Here is a 24323-nt window from a genome sequence, read left to right as displayed (position 1 = left end):
TCGAGTATGCAGGACTCGACGGCGCACCCGTCCCGCGATCAGTCCTTGTGGACCGTACCGTCCGGGTCCAGACCCCTGAACGAAAGCAGCACGATCAGGATGCCGCCGCACACGATCGCCGAGTCCGCGAGGTTGAAGACGGCGAAGTGGGCGGGCGCGATGAAGTCGACCACGGCACCCCGGAACACCCCCGGCGAACGGAAGATCCGGTCGGTGAGGTTGCCCAGCGCACCGCCCAGCAGCAGGCCCAGCGCGATCGCCCACGGCAGGCTGTAGAGCTTGCGGGCCAGCCGCACGATCACGACGATCACGGTGGCCGCGATGCACGTGAAGATGATGGTGAAGGCCTCGCCGAAGCCGAACGCGGCGCCCGGATTGCGGATCGCCTCGAACTTCAGCAGGTCGCCGATGATCCGGATCGGCGGCTGGTGCTCCAGCTTCGCGACGACGAGCATCTTGCTGCCGAAGTCGAGCAGGTAGGCGAGCAGCGCGACGACGAGCAGCGCGACGATCCGCCGGCGCCCCTTGGGCGCGGCGGACTCCGGCTGGGTGTCGTCCCCGACCTCCGGCGTACCGATGATGCTCTCCGCCTCTGCCACGTGAGTCCCTCGACTAGCTCGAACCAGGTTGCCGACGACACGGCTCTGCGGCCCTGCCGGGCCCCTGGACCCCGACGAGACACGAGAGTACGTCAGGGTCCGCCCGTGGCGGCAGCCCGGCCCGTGCCCCTCAGTGCCTGCGCTCCTGCTTCTGCTTGCAGTCCACGCAGAGGGTCGCCCGCGGGAAGGCCTGCATCCTGGCCTTGCCGATGGGCCGGCCGCAGTTCTCGCAGAGTCCGTACGTGCCGGCGTCCAGCCGTTCCAGGGCCCGCTCGGTCTGTTCGAGCATCTCGCGGGCGTTCGCGGCGAGGGCCAGCTCGGACTCCCGGGTGATGTTCTTGGTGCCCGTGTCGGCCTGGTCGTCGCCCGCTCCGTCGCCGGAGTCCCGCATCAGGCCCGTGATGGCCTCGTCGGAGGCCTGGAGCTCGTCGCGCAGCCGCAGCACCTCGCTCTGGAGCTCGGCACGGGCCTCGGCCACCTCCGCCGGGGTCCAGGGGTCCTCGCCGGGCCGTACGGCCAGCTCACCCGGCGCCAGGGCCGCTGCTGCGGTGGCCCTGGCCTTCGGCAGTCCGCTGGTGGCGGCCGCAGCCGTCTTCCTGGCCGTGCCGGTGCTCTTCTTGGCAACCACTTTCCGGGCTCCCGTCTGTTGCGCGGCCTGCGCCGCCCCCTCGGCCGCGGCCGCCTTGACCGTGGCCTTCCTCGCGGTCGTCTTCCCGACGCCGGTCGCCTTCTCGGTGGCCGCCTTCGCCGCGGCCGAGGCCTTCTCGGCCGGGGTCTTCTTGGCGGCGGTCTTCTTGGCGGCGGTCTTCTTCGCAGCCGTCTTCCCGGTCACCGCTTTCCGGGCCGGCACCTCCTTGGCATCCGCCTTCTTGGCGGGCACCTTCTTGGCCGCCTGCTTCGTCACCGATTTGGCCGCCGTCCCGGCCGTGGAGTTCACGACCGCCTTCTTCCGGGCCGGAGCCGCGTCCTCGGCCGCCGCAGCCTTCCCGGCGGCCCTTCCGACAGCCTTCTCGGCAGTTCTCCCGGCGGTCTTCTTCGCCACCATGGCCGCGGCCCCTTCACATACTGTGATCTTGCTCGCGAATCGTGCCGGAACGATAAATCGACTCCAGCCTCGCGGCAACGGGGCACGCGTCCATCGATGCCAACCTGCATCCGTTGTGCCCAGCAGGGAGCCCGGTAATCCGCCACTCCCGTCCCACCGGAGCCCGGACCGGCGCATCGGCCCATTCGGGTCACGCCGCAACCCGCCCGGCCCCGCCCCCCGAGCCCGGCCGAAACCCCCGCCCCGACCCCCCGTAAACCGGTCTGCCGAGCGAGCCCCCGACCCGTACACTGGGCCCAGCGAAAGGCATGGACGGGGACGAGTAGCGTCGGACGCAGCCATGAGCGACCCGGGGACGGTGAGAGCCCGGGGGCGAGCGCGATGCGAAGGATCACCCCTGAGCCGCCGGAAGAAAGCCCGTACGGATTCCCGTGGGGCCAGTAGAACCGGCTTCGCACCCCAATGAGGGGGCCACCGGATCCGTCCGGCGGCCAAGGAGGGTGGTACCGCGGGAGCAGCAGGTCCTTGAAGACGAGGGCGGCTCTCGTCCCTCCGGACGGAAGTGACACCCCGCCGGAGGAAGAGTTCAGCCTCATGACCACACCGCCGCAGTACCGCCCGGTACCCGCCCAGGTCGACCTGCCCGCCCTCGAACACGCCGTTCTCGACTTCTGGCGCGAGAGCAAGACCTTCGCCAAGACCCTGGAGCAGTCCGAGGGCCGCCCCGAGTGGGTCTTCTACGAGGGGCCGCCCACCGCCAACGGCATGCCCGGCGCGCACCACATCGAGGCCCGCGTCTTCAAGGACGTCTTCCCCCGGTTCCGCACCATGCGCGGCTACCACGTGGCCCGCAAGGCCGGCTGGGACTGCCACGGCCTGCCCGTCGAGCTCGCCGTCGAGAAGGAGCTCGGCTTCAACGGCAAGCAGGACATCGAGGCGTACGGCATCGCCGAGTTCAACGCCAAGTGCCGCGAGTCCGTGACCCGCCACACCGACGCGTTCGCCGACCTCACCACCCGGATGGGCTACTGGGTCGACCTGGACGACGCGTACCGGACCATGGACCCCGAGTACGTCGAGTCCGTGTGGTGGTCGCTGAAGGAGATCTTCAACAAGGGCCTGCTCACCCAGGACCACCGCGTGGCCCCCTGGTGCCCGCGCTGCGGCACCGGCCTCTCGGACCACGAGCTGGCCCAGGGCTACGAGACGGTCGTCGACCCCTCCGTCTACGTCCGCTTCCCGCTCACCTCCGGCCCGCTGGCCGGCGAGGCCGCACTGCTGGTGTGGACGACGACCCCGTGGACCCTGGTGTCCAACACCGCGGTCGCCGCGCACCCCGAGGTCACCTACGTGGTCGCCACGAACGGTGAGGAGAAGCTGGTCGTCGCCCAGCCGCTGCTGGAGAAGTCCCTGGGCGAGGGCTGGGAGGCCACCGGCCGGACCTTCACGGGCAAGGAGATGGAGCGCTGGACGTACGAGCGTCCGTTCTCCCTCGTGGAGTTCCCGGCTCCGGCCCACTACGTCGTGAACGCCGAGTACGTCACGACCGAGGACGGCACCGGTCTGGTCCACCAGTCCCCCGCCTTCGGCGCCGACGACCTCGCGGTCTGCCGCGCGTACGGCCTGCCCGTCGTGAACCCGGTCCGCCCCGACGGCACCTTCGAGGAGGAGGTCCCGCTGGTCGGCGGCGTCTTCTTCAAGAAGGCCGACGAGAAGCTGACCGCCGACCTCGACGCGCGCGGCCTGCTCTTCAAGCACATCGCCTACGAGCACAGCTACCCGCACTGCTGGCGCTGCCACACGGCCCTGCTCTACTACGCACAGCCGTCCTGGTACATCCGCACCACCGCCGTCAAGGACGCGATGCTGCGGGAGAACGAGAAGACGAACTGGTTCCCGGACTCGGTCAAGCAGGGCCGCTTCGGCGACTGGCTGAACAACAACATCGACTGGGCGCTCTCCCGCAACCGCTACTGGGGCACCCCGCTGCCGATCTGGCGCTGCGAGGAGAACCACCTCACCTGCGTCGGCTCCCGCGCGGAGCTCTCCGAGCTGTCCGGTCAGGACCTCTCCGCCCTGGACCCGCACCGCCCGTACATCGACGACGTCACCTTCACCTGCACCGCCGACGGCTGCTCGCTGGAGGCCGTCCGCGTGCCGGAGGTCATCGACGCCTGGTACGACTCGGGCTCGATGCCGTTCGCGCAGTGGGGCTACCCGCACAAGAACAAGGAGATCTTCGAGAAGCGCTATCCGGCGCAGTTCATCTCGGAGGCCATCGACCAGACGCGCGGGTGGTTCTACACGCTGATGGCGGTCGGCACCCTCGTCTTCGACAAGTCCTCCTACGAGAACGTGGTCTGCCTGGGCCACATCCTCGCCGAGGACGGCCGCAAGATGTCCAAGCACCTGGGCAACACCCTTGAGCCGATCCAGCTCATGGACCAGCACGGCGCGGACGCGGTGCGCTGGTTCATGGCGGCCGGCGGCTCCCCGTGGGCGGCCCGCCGGGTCGGCCACGGCACGATCCAGGAAGTGGTCCGCAAGACCCTCCTCACGTACTGGAACACGGTCGCCTTCCAGGCGCTGTACGCCCGTACGTCGAACTGGGCCCCGTCGGCGTCCGACCCGGCCCCTGCGGACCGCACGGTCCTGGACCGCTGGCTCCTCTCGGAACTCCACACCCTCACGTCCGAGGTCACCGAGGCGATGGAGTCGTACGACACCCAGCGCGCCGGCAAGCTGCTCTCCTCGTTCGTGGACGACCTGTCCAACTGGTACGTGCGCCGCTCGCGCCGCCGCTTCTGGCAGGGCGACGCCTCGGCACTGCGCACCCTGCACGACGTGGTCGAGACGGTGACCCGCCTCATGGCCCCGCTGACCCCCTTCATCACGGAGCGGGTCTGGCAGGACATGATCGTCCCGGTCACCCCGGACGCGCCGGAGTCGGTCCACCTGTCCACGTGGCCGACGGCGGACACCTCGGCGATCGACCCGACCCTCTCCCAGCAGATGCTGCTGGTCCGCCGCCTGGTGGAGCTGGGCCGGGCCACACGTGCCGAGTCGGGCGTGAAGACCCGCCAGCCGCTGTCCCGGGCCCTGGTCGGCGCGGTGGGCTTCGACGCCCTGTCCCCCGAGCTCCAGGCCCAGATCACGGAGGAGCTGAACGTCTCCTCGCTGGCCTCCCTGTCCGAGGTCGGCGGCTCGCTGGTCGACACCACGGCGAAGGCGAACTTCCGGGCGCTGGGCAAGCGCTTCGGCAAGGGCGTCCAGGACGTGGCGAAGGCGGTGGCGGCGGCCGACGCGGCGGAGCTGTCCCTGGCCCTGCGCTCGGGCGAGGCCGTGGTGGAGGTGAACGGCGAGTCGATCGCCCTCACCCCCGAGGAGGTCATCATCACGGAGACCCCGCGCGAGGGCTGGTCGGTGGCGTCCGACTCCGGCGCGACCGTCGCCCTGGACCTGGAGATCACCCCGGAGCTGCGGCTGGCGGGTCTGGCACGTGACGCGATCCGCCTGATCCAGGAGGCCCGGAAGAACTCCGGCCTGGACGTGGCGGACCGGATCGCCCTGCGCTGGTCCTCGTCGGACCCGGAGGTCGTGACGGCCCTGACGGACCACGCGGCGCTGATCGCGGACGAGGTCCTGTCGACGGACTACGCCACGGGCGAGGCCGACGCCACGTACGGCACCCCGTTCACGGACGAGCCCCTCGGCCTGACGTTCCGCCTCCGCAAGGCGTAGTCATCGCCCCTGTGGCCCGGACCCTGCTCGGTCCGGGCCACAGTCGTTTCTTCTCCCCGCCCCGCCCTTTCACCGTTTCCCGTGCGCTGCCCGGAGCCAGTCCTCGGGAGGTGCGGGGCGGCCCCCGCAACGGGGTCCGGGACTCAGCCCCGGCGAACGGGAGAAGGGCGGGGAGGGGCAGGCCCCGCGCAGCGGCAGCACCGGCCGGCGGGACGCCAACGGGCCGGGCCCGGTGCCCCCGAAGGGGAACCGGGCCCGGCCCGTGACTGCCGACCTACTGGCGGCGCCTAGTTGTCGTCCTCGTCGATCAGGAAGCCGCGCATCGGCGACGGCGCCTGCTGCATCGGCTGCGGCGCAGCCGGCCGCACCGGAGCCATCGGCTGGGTCATCGCGGGAGACATCTGCTGCTGACCACCATACGAGGGGCCACCCATCGGGGACGGGCCACCCATCGGCGAGGGACCGCCCATGGGCGACGGAGCGCCCATCGAGTGGCCCATCGCTCCGGCCGGAGCCATCGACGGGGTCGGCGACGGCGGCAGCGCCGGGCCGGCCGGGTTGCGCGGCGGGGCCAGGGAGTCGTCCGCCTGGGTCTCCAGCTGGCGCAGCTGCGACTCCAGGTAGGACTTCAGACGCGTACGGTACTCACGCTCGAAGCCCCGCAGGTCCTCGACCTTGCGCTCCAGCGTGGCGCGGGCGGACTCCAGGGAGCCCATCGCGACGCGGTGCTTCTCCTGGGCGTCCCGCTCCAGCGCGTCGGCCTTGGCACGGGCGTCCCGCTCCAGGCCCTCGGCGCGGCTGCGTGCCTCGCCGACGATCTTGTTGGCCTCGGAGCGGGCCTCCGCGATCGCCTGGTCGGCGGTCTGCTGCGCCAGCGACAGGACGCGGGCGGCGCTGTCGCCACCGGGGCCCTGCTGCGGGAGCTGCGGCTGCTGCTGCATCTGCTGCATCTGCTGACCCATGGGCTGCATCTGCTGCCCCATCGGCTGCATCTGCTGGCCCATGGGCTGCATCTGCTGGCCGAGCGGGTTCTGGCCGCCCATGGACTGCTGGCCCATACCCTGCTGGCCCATACCCTGCTGGCCCATGCCTTGCTGGCCCATGCCCTGCTGGCCCATCTGCTGCTGGCCACCCATGGTGTGCATGGGGCCGCCCATCGGACCCGGGCCGCCCGGACCCTGCGGTCCGTGTCCGCCGGGGCCGGCCGGAAGCTGCGGCGGGCCGCCCGGCAGCTGCGGCGGGCCCATCTGCGGCGGGCCCTGCTGCGCCGGCGGGCCGGATATGGCGGCGGGCACGGGGGCGCCGGGGCCTCCGGGGCCGCGCTGGTCCTGGGGCTCGGGCTTGCGCATGCCCTGCTGCTGCTGGTTCTGCGCGGCGGCACGCGTGGCGGCGGCCAGCTTGGCGCGCAGGTCCTCGTTCTCGCGCAGCAGGCGCGTCAGTTCGGACTCGACCTCGTCGAGGAAGGCATCGACCTCGTCCTCGTCATAGCCTTCTCGGAGGCGGACGGTCGTGAACTGCTTGTTCCGCACGTCCTCGGGAGTCAGCGGCATGTCTTCTTCACCTCTACGTAGTCGTCGGCAGTCGGCAAGACCGTATCGGGACTGTCCCCGCGCTCACGGGGAAGCTCATCGTTCACACGCTTCTCGCAGCGGTGCTCACGAAACTGATGAGGATGTAAACGATGATCATCAGAACGAAGAAGGACAGGTCGAGTGCCACGCCCCCGAGACGCAACGGCGGAATGAAACGCCGGAGAAGCTTGAGCGGTGGATCGGTGACAGTGTAGGTGGCCTCAAGGACGACCACCATCGCCTTGCCGGGTGTCCATGAACGTGCGAACTGGAAGACGTAGTCCATCACCAGTCGGAAGATCAGCACGATAAGGAAGCACATCAGCACGATGTAGACCACCTGCAGTGCGACGCCCATCCCGCGCTTCCCTCTCCCCTGCTCTCGCTCTGTCCCCGGCCCCGTGTCTGACGGATCGGTCTAGCTTTGGTTGAAGAACCCGCCCTCCGCGATGCGGGCCTTGTCCTCCGCCGTGACATCGACGTTAGCAGGCGACAGCAGGAACACCTTCTGTGTCACGCGTTCAATGCTGCCGTGCAGGCCGAAGACGAGGCCGGCGGCAAAGTCGACAAGTCGCTTCGCATCCGTGTCGTCCATCTCCGTGAGGTTCATGATCACCGGAGTGCCCTCACGGAAGTGTTCCCCGATGGTACGGGCCTCGTTGTAGGTCCGGGGGTGCAGCGTCGTGATGCGGTACGGCTCCCGCTCGGAGACGACCTTGGGCATGATCACGGGGGCGTTCTTCTCCAGGTTCGAGCGTTCAGGTGTGATGGATGCCACGGGGGCAATTCGCGCAGGACGTCCGTTTTCCACCGGCAATGGGATGGGTTCCCGTTGCGCCGGAGGCTGGGCAACTCGTACCGGTTCGTCCGTTACGGGCGGTTGGTGCACGGCCTGCTGGCGCCGGCGGTCCCGCTCCGGTTCCGGCTCGGGCTCGAACTCGTCGTCGGGGTCGTACCCCGGGTTGTCGTACCGGTCGTCCTCCACGAGGCCGAGGTAGACCGCCATCTTGCGCATCGCGCCGGCCATTCTCTGAATCCTCCGCTCTGTGGTGGATCGCCCTGTCGCAGGTGTGTCGCTGTGTCACCAAAGTCACCAACTGCCCGCGATCCACGTGGTCTGTCCGCCCGTCAGCGGTAATGACCATATTTTCTGCTGTGGTCCGACTTTCTTCGCGACGTTACCCGAGCCGGGGTCTCGCGCCGAGTACCGCAGTGCCGACGCGCACATGTGTCGCACCGGCCGCAACGGCCTGTTCCAGGTCTGCACTCATCCCGGCCGACACCATCGTGGCAGTCGGATGGTCCGTGCGCAGGCGGGATGACAATTCCACCAGCCGCTCGAAAGCGGCCTGTTCGCGGCCCGCGTAGGCCCCGGCCAGCGGAGCGACGGCCATCAGACCGTCGAGCCTCAGTCCCGGCGCCCCGGCCACGAGGTCCGCGAGTTCGGCCAGCTGCTCCGGAGCGGCGCCGCCCCGGGTGCCGCGCTCCCCCGACTCCGCGTCGAGGGCGATCTGCACGAGGCAGCCGAGTTCGCGCCCGGCCCCCTCCGCGGCCGCCGAGAGCGCCGTGACGAGCTTGGGCCGGTCGACGGACTGCACGACGTGCGCGTATCCCGCCACGGAACGGACTTTGTTCGTCTGCAACTGACCCACGAAGTGCCAGGTGAGCGGCAGATCCGCGCAGGCCGCGGCCTTGGGGGCGGCGTCCTGGTCACGATTCTCCGCCACATGACGGACGCCCAGGTCCGCCAGCAGTCGTACGTCACTCGCGGGGTAGGTCTTGGTGACGACGATGAGCGTCACCTCGTCCCGTCCCCGCCCTGCGGCCGCGCAGGCGGACGAGATACGTTCCTCCACCCGCGCGAGGTTCTCCGCGAGCTCCGACTTACGGTCCGTCATCAGTCTTTTCCTACCGGGGATCCGGGGGTTGCCCCCCGGGAAGACACAGTGCCCAACCAGACATATCCGGCAAGCCGCCCGGTCACCCGGTCGCGGCGGTACGAGAAGTGGTCCCGCGACTCCAGTGTGCAGACCGCCGATCGGTGCAGGTTCACCACCCCCGCCTCCGCGAGCTGGGCGTGCACCCCGGCGACCACGTCGACGGACGGGGTCCCCCAACTCGTCTCGCCGTAGGCGGCCGGTACCACCTCGGCGACCGCGGCCCGCATCTCGGCCGGCACCTCGTAGCAGCGCCCGCAGACCGCCGGGCCGGTACGGGCGACGATCCGCCCGGGCTCGGCGCCGAGGGCGACCATCGCCTCCACGGCGGCGGGCACCACTCCGGCGACCAGTCCGGGCCGCCCCGCGTGGGCCGCGCCCGCGACCCCCGCGACGGGGTCGGCCAGCAGGACCGGGGTGCAGTCCGCGGTGAGCACCGCGAGGGCGAGCCCCCGACGTGCGGTCACCACCGCGTCCACCGCCGGGATGTCGGCGGCGGCGCCCCAGGGGCCGGGGACCACCGCCACGTCACGGCCGTGCACCTGGTTCATCCAGACCACCTGGTCCGGCTCGATGCCCAGGGCCCCGGCGGCGGCCGCCCGGTTCGCGAGAACGGCGGTGGGGTCGTCTCCGACCGCGCCGCCGAGATTGAGCTCCTCGTACGGAACGGCGCTCACCCCGCCCCACCGGTCGGTGAAGGCGAAGTGGGCGCCGCTCTCGTCGTACTGGTCCAGCGTCACTTCAAGAAGTCCGGGACATCCAGTTCCTCGGCCGGGCTGTCCTGGTACGGCCGGGCCGTCGGGACCTGCGGCGCGGAGGCCGCGGTCTCGATCGGAGCCGCCTCGACCGGGGCCGGGGGCTCTTCGCGCGGGGTGACCGTGCCCAGTCCGCCGAAGGCCGGGCGCACCGGCTCGGCCGCGCGGACCGGCGCCGGGGCCGGCTCCTCGCGCTTGGTGGACGCGGCACCGATGACGTTGTCCCGGCGGGCCGGGGGCTGTCCGCCGTCGAAGCCGGCGGCGATGACGGTGACCCGTACCTCGTCGCCGAGCGCGTCGTCGATGACGGCGCCGAAGATGATGTTCGCCTCGGGGTGGGCGGCCTCGCTCACCAGCTGCGCGGCCTCGTTGATCTCGAAGAGGCCGAGGTCCGAGCCACCGGAGATGGAGAGGAGCACGCCCCTCGCCCCGTCGATGGACGCCTCCAGCAGCGGCGAGGAGATCGCCATCTCGGCGGCGGCCACCGCGCGGTCGTCGCCGCGGGCCGAGCCGATGCCCATGAGGGCCGAGCCGGCCTCGGACATGACGGACTTGACGTCCGCGAAGTCGAGGTTGATCAGACCCGGGGTGGTGATGAGGTCGGTGATGCCCTGGACACCCGAGAGCAGGACCTGGTCGGCCGACTTGAAGGCGTCCAGGACCGAGACCTGGCGGTCCGAGATGGACAGCAGCCGGTCGTTGGGGATGACGATGAGGGTGTCGACCTCTTCGCGGAGCTCGGCGATGCCGTCCTCCGCCTGGTTCGCGCGGCGCCGGCCCTCGAAGGTGAACGGCCGGGTGACCACACCGATCGTCAGGGCGCCGAGCGAGCGCGCGATGTTGGCGACGACGGGTGCGCCGCCGGTGCCGGTGCCGCCGCCCTCGCCGGCGGTGACGAAGACCATGTCGGCCCCCTTGAGGACCTCCTCGATCTCCTCGCGGTGGTCCTCTGCCGCCTTGCGACCGACTGCCGGGTTGGCGCCGGCGCCGAGGCCCCGGGTGAGTTCACGGCCGACGTCGAGCTTGACGTCGGCGTCGCTCATCAACAGCGCCTGGGCGTCCGTGTTGATGGCGATGAACTCGACGCCCTTGAGACCGACCTCGATCATTCGGTTGATGGCATTGACACCACCGCCGCCGACACCGATGACCTTGATGACTGCGAGGTAGTTCTGCGGTGCTGCCACGTCGAAGGCCTCTCGCCTCGAGTTACGTGTCGCCGCCTCGCGGGCCTGCGTTGCGACGACTGATGCCGAAATGTGGGACGGTCCGAACGCGCCGACCCGAACCCTAACCCTGAAGTTTAGGGTTAAGTATGTGCCTGTTCCCTGGACTCTTCCGAACAGGACACTAAGTCGACAAGTAGCGCGTGTTCAACGAACACGCCGAACCTCCCGTTTTTCTTTTCACCCTATGTGATCACCCGTATCGGTGGCCAACCAGGGTGCGTCGCTGTGAGACCCGACGTCAACTCCCGGACACCGCAGGGGCGGTGGGGACGCTCACGTCAAAGTGGTCAGCCTTGGGCGCGGCTTTCAGCAGAGCGGTCAGCGCGCGGCCCTTCGCCTCGCCCTGCTCGCCGCTGCCCCAGACCACGGTCCGGCCGCGGGTCAACTCCAGTACGACCGAGTCGTACGAGCCCACCCTGACCTGCACGGTCTCCTTGGCGACCGCTTCGGGGAGGTCCCCGGCGACGCCCACGGCCTCGTGCAGCAGCCGCTCCTCGTCGAAGCGGCGGCCGCTCGGCGACTGCGCCGCGGACAATTCGAGGACCGGAACGCCCGCGGGAGCTTTCGCGGTCGTGTCGAATCGCACACCCGAAGCGTCCACTTCCACGAACTTGGCGTCCTTTTTGATGAGCAGGACGGGTTTGCGCTCCGTCACTTTCAGCCCGATTCCGTGCGGCCAGGCCCGCACCACCTCGACCGAATCGACGCGGGCCAGCCGGCTGCGGACCCGGCCCGCGATCTCGTCGGTGTCCACGGACACCAGCGGCGCCCCGACCGGTACGGCCGCGGCGGCCAGCACCTGCTCGGGGGTCAGCACCTGGGTTCCGCTCGTGGTCACCTTCTCGACGCGGAGCCAGGAGGAGCCGTAGAGCACCCAGCTGCCGCCCCCGGTGAGGAGGACGGCGGCGAGGAGGGAGAGCAGCACGGGGCCCCGGCTGCGCAGACGCCGGACGAGGCGCTGAACACCGGGGCCCCGCGGGCCGGACCCCCCTGACGGCCCCGACGACCTGGGCGGCTTGGGCGGCTTGGGCGGCTTGGGAGAGCCGGAGCCCTTGCCCTTCCGGGCGGACCCGGGGTTGCCGCGCTGTGCGGTCGTCGCTCCGGCCACTCCTGTGCCTCCTGCGCTAGCGGTTCCTGTGTGCGGCGATCGCCTCGTACACCATCGCGACGAGCAGGTCGTCGGCGTCGCGGCGGCCGAACTCGGCGGCGGCGCGGGACATCTCGTACAGGCGGTGCGGGTCGGCGAGCACCGGGAGGACCTGGCTGAGCACCCACTCGGGCGTCAGCTCCGCGTCGTCGACGAGCAGGCCGCCGCCGGCCTTGACCACCGGCTGGGCGTTGAGCCGCTGTTCGCCGTTGCCGATCGGCAACGGGACGTACGCGGCCGGCAGCCCGACGGCGGAGAGTTCGGCGACGGTCATCGCGCCCGCGCGGCACAGCATCATGTCGGCGGCGGCGTACGCGAGATCCATCCGGTCCACGTACGGTACCGGCACATACGGCGGCATCCCGGGCATGTTGTCGACACGCGGCAGTTCGTTCTTCGGACCGACCGCGTGCAGGATCTGGATCCCGGAGCGCTGGAGGGTCGGCGCGACCTGCTGGATCACCTCGTTGAGGCGGCGGGCGCCCTGCGAGCCGCCGGAGACCAGCAGGGTCGGCAGGTTGGGGTCCAGGCCGAAGGCGGCGCGCGCCTCCGGGCGGACCGCGGCCCGGTCCAGGGTGGAGATGCTGCGGCGCAGCGGGATGCCCACGTAGCGGGCGCCGCGCAGCTTGCTGTCGGGGGTGGAGACCGCGACGGCGTGCGCGTAGCGGGAGCCGATCTTGTTGGCCAGTCCCGGACGGGCGTTGGCCTCGTGGACGATGATCGGCACCCCGAGCCGCTTGGCGGCGAGGTAGCCGGGCAGGGCCACGTAGCCGCCGAAGCCGACGACGCAGTCGGCCTTGGTGCGCTCCAGGATCTCCTCGGCGGCCTTGATCGTCCCGCGCAGCCGTCCTGGGACGGTGATGAGCTCGGGGGTGGGCTTGCGGGGCAGTGGGACGGCGGGGATCAGCCCCAGCTCATAGCCGCGCTCGGGCACGAGGCGGGTTTCGAGCCCGCGCTCCGTGCCGAGGGCGGTGATGCCCACGGAAGGGTCCTGCCTGCGCAGGGCGTCCGCGAGGGCGAGCGCCGGCTCGATGTGGCCGGCGGTCCCCCCACCGGCGAGTACGACATGCACCGAAATTCACCGCTCTCCGGACGGACGCCTCTTGACGCTCCGTCTCATCGACTTCCATCTCTGCCCGGTCCGCTTCCAGCCGGTCTTCGGCTGGCGCATCGCGAGCGCCGCGCGCGCCGCCGGCTCCTCCCGCGCGAAGGCGATGAGCAGTCCGACCGCGAACATCGTCGGCAGCAGCGCGGACCCTCCGTACGAGAACAGCGGGAGCGGGACTCCGGCGATCGGCAGCAGACCGAGCACCGCACCGATGTTGATCACGGCCTGGGCCGTGATCCAGGTGGTCACGCCTCCCGCGGCATAGCGTACGAAGGAGTCCTCCGTGCGTCCGGCCACGCGGATACCCGCATAGCCTAGAGCCGCGAACAGGGCGAGTACCGACAGCGTCCCCGCCAGACCCAGTTCCTCCCCGGTGATGGCGAAGATGAAGTCGGTGTGGGCTTCGGGCAGTTGCCCCCATTTTTCCACACTGGCACCCAAACCGGAACCGAACCATCCGCCGGATGCGAGGGCGTAGATCCCGTGCACGGCCTGCCAGCACAGGTCGTTCCGGCCGGGATCCGTCGCGCCGATGCAGGCGAGCCGGTCCATCCGGTGCGGGCTGGTCTTGATCAGCAGTGCGACGATCACACCCGCGAACGCCAGTACCGCGACGAACATACGCGTCGGGGCTCCCGCCAGCCACAGCAGGCCGAACAGGATGGCCCCGAGGATCATCGCGGTGCCCATGTCCCCGCCCAGCATGATCAGCCCGAGCAGCAGGAACGCCACCGGGACCAGCGGCACCAACAGGTGCTTCCACTGGCTCAGCAGCTCCTTCTCGCCCTTGCGGGCCAGCAGGTCGGCGCCCCAGAGGATCAGTGCCAGCTTGCCGAACTCACTGGGCTGGAGCATGAACGGACCACCAAGGGAGATCCAATTCTGGTTGCCGTTGATCGCCACCCCTATCCCGGGGACCTGGACCAGGACCATCAGGAACAGTGTTCCCGCGAGCACGGGGTACGACAGCGCCCGGTGCAGTTTGACCGGCATCCGGGAGGCGACCAGCAGCAGCCCGGTGCCGATCAGGGCGGCGAGGAACTGCTTCTTGAAGAAGTACGCGTCACCCAGCCCCAGCTGGAGCGCTTTGATCATCGAGGCCGAGTAGACCATCACCAGGCCGAGCACGGTGATGAGCAGCGAGCTGCCGAAAATCAGGTAATACGCGGTGAGGGGTCGGTCCCAGGCCTTGCGCAACTGCCGCTGCGTACGCCGCAGCCGCTCCAGCGGCCCGCGCCCGCCGGGCGGCCGCACGCTCCCCGCCGGACGCCTGCGGCCCTGAGCCTTGACCGTCCGGGCGGACTTGGCGCCGTTCACGGACTTGGCGGCCTTCACGGCGGACGGCCGCCGCCCCGGCAGCACTTGCTTGGCCGGCATGTGTGACCTTCCCCTCCACTCGTACGAGGCGAGCAGCCGGTCGGGGAGGCTCGCCGGCCTGGGAGCGGGCCGGCCGGACCTACGCGCCCTCGGCGGCCAGCTCGCGCACCGCGTCCGCGAATGCGTCCCCGCGCTTGTTGTAGTTCGCGAACATGTCCATCGAGGCACAGGCCGGGGCCAGCAGAACCGTGTCGCCGGGCTCCGCGAGCCGGGCCGCTTCCCGGACCGCTGCGAGCATCGCCCCAGTGTCGGTCCGGTCGAGGTCGACGACCGGGACCTCGGGGGCGTGTCGCGCCAGCGCCTCGGCGATCAGCGCCCGGTCGGCGCCGATCAGCACCACGGCGCGCAGCCGCTTCCGCGACTTCTGGACGAGCTCGTCGAAGGTCGCGCCCTTGGCGAGGCCGCCGGCGATCCACACGACGGGCTCGAAGGCCGCCAGGGAGGCCTCGGCGGCGTGCGTGTTGGTGGCCTTGGAGTCGTCGATGTACGTGACCCCCGCGACCTCGTCCACGTACGCGACGCGGTGCGCGTCGGGGCGGAAGTCGCGCAGCCCGTCGCGGACCGCGCGCGGCGCGACGCCGAAGGCGCGGGCCAGGGCCGCCGCGGCGAGCGCGTTGGCGATGTTGTGCGGGGCCGGCGGGTTGACGTCCTTGACCTCGGCGAGCTCCTGGGCGTTCTTCTGCCGGTTCTCGACGAAGGCGCGGTCCACGAGGATGCCGTCGACGACGCCGAGCATGGAGGGGCCGGGGGCGCCGAGGGTGAAGCCGATCGCCCGGCAGCCCTCCTCGACGTCGGCTTCGACAACCAGGGCCTCGGTGGCCGGGTCGGCGGCGTTGTAGACGCAGGCGACCGTGTTGCCCTCGTAGATCCGGCCCTTGTCGGCGGCGTACGCCTCCATGGAGCCGTGCCAGTCGAGGTGGTCGGGGGCCAGGTTGAGCACGGCCGCCGAGTGGGCGCGCAGCGAGGGCGCCCAGTGGAGCTGGTAGCTGGAGAGCTCGACGGCGAGGACGTCGTACGCCTCCTCGCCGAGGACCACGTCGATGATCGGGGTGCCGATGTTGCCGACGGCCGCGGTCTTCAGGCCCGCGGCCTTCAGGATCGACGCGAGCATCTGGGTGGTGGTGGTCTTGCCGTTGGTGCCGGTGATCGCCAGCCACTCGGCGGGCCCGGCCGGGGCCCCCTCGGCGTCGGCGGCCTCGCGGGTGTCCCCGTCTGCGTCCGCCGCGGCGGCCCGGCGGGCGGCGCGCAGTTCCACGCCGGCCCCGCGCAGCCGCCAGGCGATCTCGACGTCGCCGACGACGTCGACGCCCGCCTCGGCGGCGGCCCGGAAGAGCGGGCTCTCGGGCTGCCAGCCGGGCGAGGTGACGACCAGTTCGGTGCCCTCGGGCAGGGCTTCCCCGGCCCGGACCCCGCCGGGCAGGTGCCCCAGGCGGACCTCGATGCCCAGCTCGGCGAGTTCGGCGGCCTTCGCACGGTGCGCGTCGCCGTCGCCGTTGTCGACGACGGTCACCTTCGCACCGAGTCCGGCCAGCGCCCGGGCGGCGCTGATGCCGCTGATGCCGAGGCCGGCCACGGTGATCCGGCCCGGCAGACCGTACCGGCCCAGGACATCGGGGCCGAGCAGGCCGGCCAGGTCGGTGGTGCTCACTTGTCGGCTGCCCATCCCGCGTAGAAGAGTCCGAGACCCACGATCACGCACATGCCCTGGATGATCCAGAACCGGACCACCACCAGGACCTCGGACCACCCCTTCAGTTCGAAGTGGTGCTGGAGCGGGGCCATCCGGAAGACGCGCTTCCCGGTGAGCTTGAAGGAGCCGACCTGGATGACGACCGACATGGTGATGAGGACGAAGAGGCCGCCGAGGAGGGCGATCAGGAACTCCGTGCGGGAGCAGATCGCGAGACCGGCGAGGGCGCCGCCGAGGGCCAGCGAGCCGGTGTCACCCATGAAGATCTTGGCGGGCGAGGTGTTCCACCACAGGAAGCCGAAGCAGGCGCCCATCAGCGCGGAGGCGACGATCGCGAGGTCCAGCGGATCTCGTACCTCGAAGCAGGCGTTGGGGTTCGTCAGGGTCTGCGCGTTGGCGCACGACTCCTGGAACTGCCAGACGCCGATGAAGGTGTACGCGCCGAAGACCATCACCGCGGCGCCGGTGGCCAGGCCGTCCAGACCGTCCGTCAGGTTCACGCCGTTGGACATCGCCAGGATCATGAACAGCGCCCAGACCACGAACAGCACCGGGCCGATCGACCAGCCGAAGTCCGTGACGAACGACAGCTTGGTGGAGGCCGGGGCGTTGCCGCGGGCGTCCTTGAACTGCAGTGCGAGCACGGCGAAGGCGATGCCGACGATCAGCTGGCCGGCCATCTTGGCCTTGGCCCGCAGACCGAGCGAGCGGCGCTTGACGATCTTGATGTAGTCGTCGAGGTAGCCCACCAGGCCCATGCCGGACATCAGGAAGAGCACCAGCACGCCGGAGAACGTGGCCGGGCTGCCCGTGATCACCTTCGTCAGGGCGTACGCGATGATCGTCGCCAGGATGAAGGAGATGCCGCCCATGGTGGGCGTGCCCTTCTTCCCGGCGTGGCCGCGCGGGCCGTCGTCGCGGATGAACTGGCCGTAACCCTTGCGGGCCAGCAGCTTGATCAGCAGCGGGGTGCCGACCACGGTCAGGAACATGCCGATGACACCGGCGAAGAGGATCTGCCTCATCGGTCGGCGACCTCGCCCTCGCCGGCCAGCAGAGCCAGAGCGACCCGCTCCAGGCCGACCGACCTGGAAGCCTTCACCAGCACGACGTCACCCGGGCGCAGTTCACTGCGCAACAGGTCGATCGCCGCCTGCGCGTCGGACACGACCACCGACTCCTCACCCCACGAACCCTCGTTATATGCGCCCAGTTGCAGCCAGGACGCTTCCCTGCCCCCGACTGCGACGAGCTTGCTCACGTTGAGCCGGACGGCAAGCCGTCCCACCGCGTCGTGCTCGGCCAACGATGCGTCCCCGAGCTCGGCCATGGGACCGAGCACCGCCCACGTACGTCCCCCGTCGGCCCTGGCCGCGCCGCCCATCGCGGCAAGCGCGCGCAGAGCGGCCCGCATGGACTCGGGATTCGCGTTGTAGGCGTCGTTGACGATCGTCACGCCGTCCGCCCGCTCGGTGACCTCCATCCGCCACCGGGACAAGGTGCCCGCCCCGGAGAGCGCGGTGGCGATCTCCTCGACGGACATGCCCAGTACATGGGCGACGGCGGCCGCGGCGAGCGCGTTCGACACGTGGTGCTCACCGTACAGGCGCAAGGTCACTTCGCCGCACCCGGTGGGTGTGTGGAGTGTGAAGGAGGGCTGTCCTGCCGGTGTCATACGGACTTCCGAGGCCCGTACGTCGGCATCGTCGGCCTCGCCGAACAGCACCGTACGGGCCTTCGTCCGGGCGGACATCGCGCGCACCAGCGGATCGTCGGCGTTGAGGACCGCGACTCCGCCCTCGGCTTCGGCCGGCAGGGCCTCGACGAGCTCGCCCTTGGCCTGGGCGATCTGCTCGCGGCCGCCGAACTCGCCGATGTGGGCGGTCCCGACGTTGAGGACGAGTCCGATGCGCGGCGGGGTCAGGCCGGTGAGGTAGTCGATGTGCCCGATGCCGCGGGCGCCCATCTCCAGCACCAGGTGCCGGGTTTCCTCCGTGGCGCGCAACGCGGTGAGCGGCAGGCCGATCTCGTTGTTGAGGGAGCCCGGGGTCCACACGGTGGGCGCGTGGGCCTGGAGCACCTGGGCGATGAGGTCCTTGGTGGAGGTCTTGCCGGCGGAGCCGGTCAGGGCCACCACGTCGGTGCCGAGGCGCTCGACGACGGCTCGGGCGAGGGCGCCGAGGGCCTTCTCGACGTCGGCGACGACGATCGCGGGTACGCCGACGGGCCGGGCGGCGAGGACGGCCGCGGCTCCGGAGGCGACCGCGCGCTCGGCGTAGTCGTGGCCGTCGACGTGTTCACCGGCGAACGCGGCGAACAGGCTGCCGGCCTCCACCTGGCGGGAGTCGATGACCACGGGCCCGGTGATCCGCACGGACGGATCCGGTATGTCGTGGGGCCGCCCGCCGGTGATGTCGGCGATCTCGGCGAGGGAAAGGGCGATCACTGGTTCACCTCGGCCTGTCGGACGTCATTGCCTTGCAGGTGCTGCTGGTTCTGCCGGAGTTCGATCGCGGCCCGGAGCACCGCGCGGTCATCGAAGGGCCGTACGACGCCTGCCGTGTCCTGGCCCTGCTCGTGGCCCTTGCCCGCCACCAGCACGGTGTCCCCGGCCTCGGCGCGCGCGACGGCGGCGGCGATGGCCGCGGCCCGGTCGGCGTCGACGAGGACCGTGCCGCGCTCTTCGGCGGGTACGGAGACGGCGCCCTCGAACATCGCGGCGAGGATCACGAGGGGGTCCTCGGAGCGCGGATTGTCGGAGGTCAGCACGGCGGTGTCGGCGAACCGGGCGGCCGCGGCGCCCATCGGGGCGCGCTTGGTGGTGTCGCGGTCGCCGCCGCAGCCGAGCACGATGTGCAGCTTGCCGGTGGTGACTTCGCGCAGCGCGCGGAGCACCGATTCGACGGCGTCCGTCTTGTGCGCGTAGTCGACGACGGCGAGGTACGGCTGGCCCGCGTCCACCCGCTCCAGCCGGCCGGGGACCCCGGGGACCGCGGCGACGCCGTCGGCGGCGGTCTGCGGGTCGAGGCCCGCGGCGGCGAGCGTGACGATCGCGGCGACGGTGTTGGCGACGTTGAACGGGCCGGGCAGCGGGGCCGTGGCCCGTACGCGCTGCCCTTCCGGGCCGACCACGGTCAGCGTGGAGTCCATGTGCCCGAACACGACGTCCTCGGCGCGCCAGTCGGCGGCCGCATCGCCCTCGGCGGAGAAGGTGACCACCGGGATGGCGGCCTCCTTGGCGAGGCGGCGGCCGTACTCGTCGTCGACGTTGACCACCCCGAGGCGGGCGCGGCGCTCGGTGAAGAGCTGCGCCTTGGCCTGGAAGTAGTCCTCCATGTCCGAGTGGAACTCCATGTGCTCCGGGCTCAGGTTGTTGAAGACGGCGACGTCGAAGACGCATCCGTCGACCCGGCCGAGCACCAGGGCGTGGCTGGAGACCTCCATGGCGACGGCCTCGACCCCGCGTTCGCGCATGACCGCGAAGAGGGCCTGGAGGTCGGTGGCCTCGGGGGTGGTGCGCTCCGACTTGATGCGCTCGTCGCCGATGCGCATCTCGACGGTGCCGACCAGCCCGGTGGAGCGTCCGGCCCCGCGCAGACCGCCCTCGACGAGGTACGCCGTGGTGGTCTTGCCGGAGGTGCCGGTGATGCCGATCTGGAGCAGGCCCTCGCCGGGACGGCCGTAGATCGTGGCGGCGAGCTCGCCCATCCGGCCGCGCGGATCGGCGACGGCCAGGACCGGCAGGCCGGTCGCGGCCGCGCGCTCGGCGCCCGACGGGTCGGTCAGCACGGCCGCGGCGCCGAGGGCGGCCGCCTGGGCGGCGAAGTCGGCGCCGTGCAGCTTGGCGCCGGGCAGGGCCGCGTACAGGTCGCCGGGGCGCACGGCACGGGAGTCGTGCGTGATCCCGGTGATCTGCGGGGGCTGCGCCGCGGCGGCCGCGCCGGGGGCTTCGATGCCCAGCAGGGTGGCCAGCTCGCCCAGGGGTGTCGGGCGGGCGGCCTGGGGCCGGGGCGCTCCCGGCGGCGTTGCCGGGGCGTCTTTCTGGGCGGTTCTGGGCTGATCAGCGTGGGACACGGCGGTGAGCGTACCGGGCGCGGCGGGCCGCTCGCGAAGTGAGGGCCCGGCCGCGTGGGCGGCGGCCGACGGGTTCCCGGGTTTCGGGGTGATCGTTGTCACTGATGGTGCCTCACGGATTTCTGGCGGGCCGGCCGGCCCGCCGGGTCACTGGCCGGGCTGCCGGCTGGGCTGTGCGGAGGGCGCTGCGGAGGGCTGGGGGGCGGGTGCGGGGCCGGCGTCGAAGGTGACCGGGAGCCCGGCGGGGGCGGTTCCGGTCGGGGCGACCTGGAGGGTCTTGAGGGCGAACTCCATGACCTTCTTGTAGATCGGGCCGCAGATCTGGCCGCCGAAGTAGCTGCCCTTGGTGGGGTTCTGGATGGCGCAGTACACGGTGATCCGCGGGCTGTCGGCGGGCGCGAATCCGGCGAAGGAGGCGGTGTAGCCCTTGTAGCGGCCGGTGGCCGGATCCACCCGGTTGGACGTGCCGGTCTTGCCGCCGACCCGGTAGCCGGGGATGCGGGCCTTGGTGCCGGTGCCCTCCTGGTCGTCGACGACCGACTCCAGCATCTGGGACAGGGACTTGGCGGTGTCCTGGCTGATGACGCGGGTCTGCTCGGGCGCCGGGGCCGGGGTGAAGCGGCCGTCGGGGCCCTTGGTGCCACGGACCAGGGTGGGTGCGATCCGTACCCCGCCGTTGGCGATCGTCGAGTACACGGAGGCCGCCTGCATGGCGTTGAGGGACAGGCCCTGGCCGAAAGGGATCGTGTACTGCTGGGAGGTGGACCAGGCCTCGGGCCGGGCGAGGATGCCGCGGGACTCGCCGGGGTAGTTCAGGCCGGTGGGCCGGCCGATGCCGAACTTGTTCAGGTAGGAGAAGAGGACCCGGTTGGCCTCGGGCTGGGTGGCGCCGAGCTGGCCGGTGGCCAGGATGGTGCCGATGTTGGAGGACTTGGCGAGGACCCCGTTGAGGGTCAGGTACCAGGTCGGGTGGTCGATGTCGTCCTTGAACAGCCGGTCGCCGCGGTGCAGCCGGTTGGGGACCTCGACGTGGGTCTCGGGGGTGGCCTTCTTCTCCTCCAGCACGGCGGCCATCGACATCACCTTGGCGGTGGAGCCGGGCTCGTACACGTCCTGGAGGGCCGCGTTGCCCATGGCGGCGGAGCTGGCCTTCGACAGGTCGTTGGGGTCGAAGCCGGGGGCGTTGGCCATGGCCAGCACCTCGCCGGTGCGGGTGTCCTGGACGACGACGTAGCCGCGGTCGGCCTCGGACTTGGCGACCTGCTCGCTGATGGCGCTCTGCGCCGCCCACTGGATGTCGCGGTCGATGGTCAGCTCGACGTCCTCGCCGGGTACGGCGGGCTTCTCGCTGGACCCGGCGGTGGGCACGCGGCGGCCGCCGGACTGGGCGTACGTGATCGCGCCGTCCTTGCCGGCCAGCTTCTTGTCGAGGGAGGACTCCAGGCCGCCGGCGCCCTTGCCCTCGGCGTTGACGTAGCCCAGTATCCCGGCGGCCAGGTCCCCGTTGGGGTACACGCGCTTGCTGCTGTCCTCGTTGAACACGCCGGCGAGGACGTTGGCCCCGGGGCCGTTGTTCTTCTTGTCGGCGGCCGCCTTGTCGGCGAAGACCCGCTTGAGGTCCTTGATCTGGTTCCAGACCTGGGGGGTCTGGCGGCGGGCCAGGACGACGTAGCGGGTGTTCTTGGTCTTGAGGCGGGCGGTGAGCTCCTTGGCGTCCTTGCCGAGGATCGGCGCGAGGAGGGCGGCGGCCTGCTCGGGGGCGTCGGGGGCCTTGCTGTCCTGCGGGGTGAACATCTTCGGGTCGGCGGTGATGTCGTACGCGTCGACGCTGGTCGCGAGGGCGACGCCCTTGCGGTCGGTGATCTCGCCGCGCTCGGCGGCGAGGGTGTAGCTGGCGAAGCGGTTCTCGGAGGCCTTCGCGGAGTACGCGGAGGCGTCGACGGCCTGCACCTGGAGCAGCCGTACGACGAAGGCCACCATGACGAGGGTCAGTCCGACGCTGACGAGCCGCAGCCGGGGCTTGGGGCTGCCGAGCCGGATGGTGTGCTGCTGCCTCGCGGGACCGGGCCGCCGCGTGGCGGGGCGCGAGGTGGCTCGCGCCCGCCCCGGCCCGGGCCCGGGCACCCGCCGCCCGCCCGGCGCGCTCACGCCCCCACCGCCGCACCGGTGCTGGGGGGAGGTCCCGCCGGGGGTACCCCCGGCGGGAGCTGGGGGAGGGTCCGCGTCACGACGTCACCTTCCGGAGGTCGGGTTGGACTGAGGGGCACCGCCCGGCGCGGGCTGCCCGGCCTGCGGTGCGCCCGCCGGGGTACCGGCCGGAGTGCCGGCCGGCCCGCCGCCCGGGGTGGAGCCCGCGGCGCCGGCCTGGGCGGCGCCCGGGGCGGGAGACTGGGGCGGGCCGGGGGTACCTGCCGGGGCGGAGCCCGCGGCGGCGGCCGGGCTCGGAGGCGGCGGCGGTTCCGCGGGGGCCGCCGTGCCCGTCACCTTGCCGCCCGGGCCGATGAAGACCGGGCTCCCGCCCGGGACCAGGCCGAGCTCGTGCGCCCGCCGCTGCAAGGCGTCCGGCGCCGAGTACCCGTCCACATCCCGCTGCAGCGCCTGCTCCTCGTCCGTGAGCGCGGTGGTCTCCTTCTTCAGCCGGCTCAGCTGGAAGGAGCCCTGGTTGAGCGCCGAGTTCAGCAGCAGCAGGCTGATCAGCCCACCGGCCAGCAGCGCCACCACCAGCAGGACGAACGGCATCCGCGCCGCCTGCCCCGAGGGGCCACCGCGCAGCCGCCCCAGTCCCCCGGCTCTGCTCACAGCCGCGCCTCCCGGATGCGCTCGACCCCGCGGAAGCGGGCCGGCGCGGCCCGGCGGTTCTCGGCGATCTCCTCCTCCGTGGGCAGCTCCGCGCCCCGGGTGAGCAGCTTCAGCTTGGGCTGGTACTTCTCCGGGACCACCGGCAGTCCCGGCGGCGCCGTCGATGCCGCTCCCGCCGCGAAGACCTGCTTGACCAGCCGGTCCTCCAGCGAGTGGTACGAGAGCACCGCGATCCGGCCGCCCACCGCGATCCGCTCCACGGCCGCCGGGATCGCCCGCTCCAGGACCGACAGCTCGCCGTTGACCTCGATGCGCAGTGCCTGGAAGGTCCGCTTGGCCGGGTTGCCGCCGGTCCGCTTCGCCGCCTGCGGCAGCGCGTCGCGGATCAGCTCGACCAGCCGCGCGCTGTTCGTGAACGGCTCCTTCTCCCGCTCGCGGACGACCGCCGAGACGATCCGCTTGGCCTGCTTCTCCTCGCCGTACTGGCGCAGGATCCGTACGAGCTCGCCCGGCGGGTACGTGTTGAGGACCTCGGCGGCGCTCATCCCGGTCGTCTGGTCCATCCGCATGTCCAGCGGCGCGTCCTGCGCGTACGCGAACCCGCGGTCGGCCTCGTCGAGCTGCATGGACGAGACGCCCAGGTCGAAGAGGACGCCCTGGACGGCGGGGATGCCGAGCCGGTCGAGTACCTCGGGCAGCTCGTCGTACACGGCGTGGACGAGGGTGGCGCGGTCGCCGAAGGGTGCGAGCCGCTCGCCGGAGAGCCGCAGGGCCTCCTTGTCGCGGTCGAGGCCGATCAGGTGCGCCTCGGGGAACCGGGTCAGCAGGGCCTCGCTGTGGCCGCCGAGGCCGAGGGTGCAGTCGACGACGACGGCCCCGGGCCTCTCCAGCGCCGGGGCCAACAGGTCCAGGCACCGCTGGAGCATCACCGGGACATGTCGGGACTCGCTAGTCAAAGCGCCCTCTCAGATAACGGCGCGGCAGGCATACGCCGCGCCGCGCACGCGGAGTGTTACCAGGGGGCCGGGCGGCCGGTCAGGGCCGGGCTCCGGCCGGTTCGCGCCACTTTAGTGCAACGGTCGCCGCGGTCAACGAACCGCCCCGCGCGCCGTGCGCACCACTCGTACGGAACCCACAAAAGCCGCGAATCACCCAAACGGCCGCCGCCGTCCCACCCCTGTGGGTTAGCTCACAACAAGGACGGTTGACGTTCTTTGTCCACCCTCGCTCCATGCCTTTACCAGCGGTGAC

At 71.4% G+C, this 24323-nt stretch carries 18 protein-coding genes and 1 pseudogene; 1 reads left to right on the top strand and 18 read right to left on the bottom strand.

The features are described from left to right. Nucleotides 1-38 precede the first annotated feature (38 nt). A complete protein-coding gene (gene lspA, locus ACIQU4_RS24275; RefSeq protein WP_403734356.1) occupies nt 39-599 on the bottom strand; it encodes a signal peptidase II in 561 nt (186 codons plus the stop codon). Nucleotides 600-729: 130 nt separating this feature from the next. Continuing rightward, nucleotides 730-1644, bottom strand: a complete 915-nt coding sequence (locus ACIQU4_RS24270; RefSeq protein WP_403734354.1) for a TraR/DksA family transcriptional regulator — start codon at nt 1642-1644, stop codon at nt 730-732. 594 nt (nt 1645-2238) lie between these two features. Between ACIQU4_RS24270 and ileS the strand changes: the two genes are divergently transcribed. After that, entirely contained in the window at nt 2239-5385 is a 3147-nt protein-coding gene (gene ileS, locus ACIQU4_RS24265; RefSeq protein WP_403734352.1) for an isoleucine--tRNA ligase, read from the top strand. Between the two features lie 287 nt (nt 5386-5672). Here the strand turns inward: ileS and ACIQU4_RS24260 are convergent, their stop codons facing one another. The 16 genes and pseudogenes from ACIQU4_RS24260 to rsmH all read right to left on the bottom strand — a co-directional run bounded on the left by ACIQU4_RS24260 (nt 5673) and on the right by rsmH (nt 23998). Further along, nucleotides 5673-6935 carry a DivIVA domain-containing protein gene (locus ACIQU4_RS24260; protein ID WP_403734349.1) on the bottom strand — a complete coding sequence of 421 codons (1263 nt, stop codon included), beginning with the start codon at nt 6933-6935 and terminating at the stop codon, nt 5673-5675. 82 nt (nt 6936-7017) lie between these two features. Further along, a complete protein-coding gene (locus ACIQU4_RS24255) occupies nt 7018-7314 on the bottom strand; it encodes a YggT family protein (RefSeq protein ID WP_053689581.1) in 297 nt (98 codons plus the stop codon). 60 nt (nt 7315-7374) lie between these two features. Beyond that, a complete protein-coding gene (locus ACIQU4_RS24250; protein ID WP_048480482.1) occupies nt 7375-7983 on the bottom strand; it encodes a cell division protein SepF in 609 nt (202 codons plus the stop codon). Between the two features lie 151 nt (nt 7984-8134). Continuing rightward, nucleotides 8135-8854 (bottom strand): YggS family pyridoxal phosphate-dependent enzyme, encoded by a 720-nt coding sequence (locus ACIQU4_RS24245; RefSeq protein ID WP_403734345.1) that lies wholly within the window; start codon nt 8852-8854, stop codon nt 8135-8137. After that, on the bottom strand, nt 8854-9633 hold the full coding sequence (pgeF, locus tag ACIQU4_RS24240) for a peptidoglycan editing factor PgeF (RefSeq protein WP_403734343.1): 780 nt from the start codon (nt 9631-9633) through the stop codon (nt 8854-8856). The genes ACIQU4_RS24245 and pgeF overlap by 1 nt, the downstream gene beginning before the upstream one ends. Then, entirely contained in the window at nt 9630-10835 is a 1206-nt protein-coding gene (ftsZ, locus tag ACIQU4_RS24235; RefSeq protein WP_403734340.1) for a cell division protein FtsZ, read from the bottom strand. The genes pgeF and ftsZ overlap by 4 nt, the downstream gene beginning before the upstream one ends. A 280-nt stretch (nt 10836-11115) precedes the next feature. Beyond that, complete coding sequence (locus ACIQU4_RS24230) at nt 11116-11985, bottom strand: cell division protein FtsQ/DivIB (RefSeq protein ID WP_403734337.1); 870 nt, start codon at nt 11983-11985, stop codon at nt 11116-11118. Between the two features lie 16 nt (nt 11986-12001). Continuing rightward, nucleotides 12002-13096, bottom strand: coding sequence for an undecaprenyldiphospho-muramoylpentapeptide beta-N-acetylglucosaminyltransferase (murG, locus tag ACIQU4_RS24225; RefSeq protein WP_403734336.1), 1095 nt, complete (start codon nt 13094-13096; stop codon nt 12002-12004). A gap of 6 nt (nt 13097-13102) precedes the next feature. Next, complete coding sequence (ftsW, locus tag ACIQU4_RS24220; protein ID WP_403734334.1) at nt 13103-14509, bottom strand: putative lipid II flippase FtsW; 1407 nt, start codon at nt 14507-14509, stop codon at nt 13103-13105. Nucleotides 14510-14588: 79 nt separating this feature from the next. Further along, nucleotides 14589-16172: a UDP-N-acetylmuramoyl-L-alanine--D-glutamate ligase gene (gene murD / locus ACIQU4_RS24215; protein WP_403734330.1), complete on the bottom strand. Its 1584-nt coding sequence runs from the start codon at nt 16170-16172 to the stop codon at nt 14589-14591. Then, a complete protein-coding gene (mraY, locus tag ACIQU4_RS24210) occupies nt 16154-17224 on the bottom strand; it encodes a phospho-N-acetylmuramoyl-pentapeptide-transferase (RefSeq protein ID WP_030156005.1) in 1071 nt (356 codons plus the stop codon). The genes murD and mraY overlap by 19 nt, the downstream gene beginning before the upstream one ends. Continuing rightward, nucleotides 17221-18645, bottom strand: coding sequence for a UDP-N-acetylmuramoyl-tripeptide--D-alanyl-D-alanine ligase (gene murF / locus ACIQU4_RS24205; RefSeq protein WP_403734328.1), 1425 nt, complete (start codon nt 18643-18645; stop codon nt 17221-17223). Before murF ends, mraY begins: the two co-directional genes overlap by 4 nt. Next, entirely contained in the window at nt 18642-20375 is a 1734-nt protein-coding gene (locus ACIQU4_RS24200; RefSeq protein ID WP_403734325.1) for a UDP-N-acetylmuramoyl-L-alanyl-D-glutamate--2,6-diaminopimelate ligase, read from the bottom strand. Before ACIQU4_RS24200 ends, murF begins: the two co-directional genes overlap by 4 nt. 111 nt (nt 20376-20486) lie before the next feature. Continuing rightward, a pseudogene (locus ACIQU4_RS24195) lies at nt 20487-22421 on the bottom strand (peptidoglycan D,D-transpeptidase FtsI family protein); the annotation flags it as partial. Nucleotides 22422-22505: 84 nt separating this feature from the next. Then, nucleotides 22506-23072 (bottom strand): hypothetical protein, encoded by a 567-nt coding sequence (locus tag ACIQU4_RS24190; RefSeq protein WP_403734322.1) that lies wholly within the window; start codon nt 23070-23072, stop codon nt 22506-22508. Next, on the bottom strand, nt 23069-23998 hold the full coding sequence (gene rsmH, locus ACIQU4_RS24185) for a 16S rRNA (cytosine(1402)-N(4))-methyltransferase RsmH (RefSeq protein ID WP_376021195.1): 930 nt from the start codon (nt 23996-23998) through the stop codon (nt 23069-23071). The genes ACIQU4_RS24190 and rsmH overlap by 4 nt, the downstream gene beginning before the upstream one ends. Nucleotides 23999-24323 lie beyond the last annotated feature (325 nt).

Origin of the sequence: Streptomyces sp. NPDC090741 (genome assembly GCF_044769045.1) — a bacterium.
Taxonomy (GTDB): domain Bacteria; phylum Actinomycetota; class Actinomycetes; order Streptomycetales; family Streptomycetaceae; genus Streptomyces.
This window is presented reverse-complemented; position numbering and strand designations above follow the sequence as displayed.

Bases quoted from the DNA above. Each gene is read 5' to 3' on its own strand.
- ACIQU4_RS24270 (WP_403734354.1), bottom strand. From the start codon at position 1,644: ATGGTGGCGAAGAAGACCGCCGGGAGAACTGCCGAGAAGGCTGTCGGA.
- mraY (WP_030156005.1), bottom strand. From the start codon at position 17,224: ATGAGGCAGATCCTCTTCGCCGGTGTCATCGGCATGTTCCTGACCGTG.
- rsmH (WP_376021195.1), bottom strand. From the start codon at position 23,998: ATGCTCCAGCGGTGCCTGGACCTGTTGGCCCCGGCGCTGGAGAGGCCC.
- ACIQU4_RS24250 (WP_048480482.1), bottom strand. From the start codon at position 7,983: ATGGCCGGCGCGATGCGCAAGATGGCGGTCTACCTCGGCCTCGTGGAG.
- ftsW (WP_403734334.1), bottom strand. From the start codon at position 14,509: ATGCCGGCCAAGCAAGTGCTGCCGGGGCGGCGGCCGTCCGCCGTGAAG.
- ACIQU4_RS24255 (WP_053689581.1), bottom strand. From the start codon at position 7,314: ATGGGCGTCGCACTGCAGGTGGTCTACATCGTGCTGATGTGCTTCCTT.
- ACIQU4_RS24245 (WP_403734345.1), bottom strand. From the start codon at position 8,854: ATGACGGACCGTAAGTCGGAGCTCGCGGAGAACCTCGCGCGGGTGGAG.
- ileS (WP_403734352.1), top strand. From the start codon at position 2,239: ATGACCACACCGCCGCAGTACCGCCCGGTACCCGCCCAGGTCGACCTG.
- murD (WP_403734330.1), bottom strand. From the start codon at position 16,172: ATGGGCAGCCGACAAGTGAGCACCACCGACCTGGCCGGCCTGCTCGGC.
- ACIQU4_RS24260 (WP_403734349.1), bottom strand. From the start codon at position 6,935: ATGCCGCTGACTCCCGAGGACGTGCGGAACAAGCAGTTCACGACCGTC.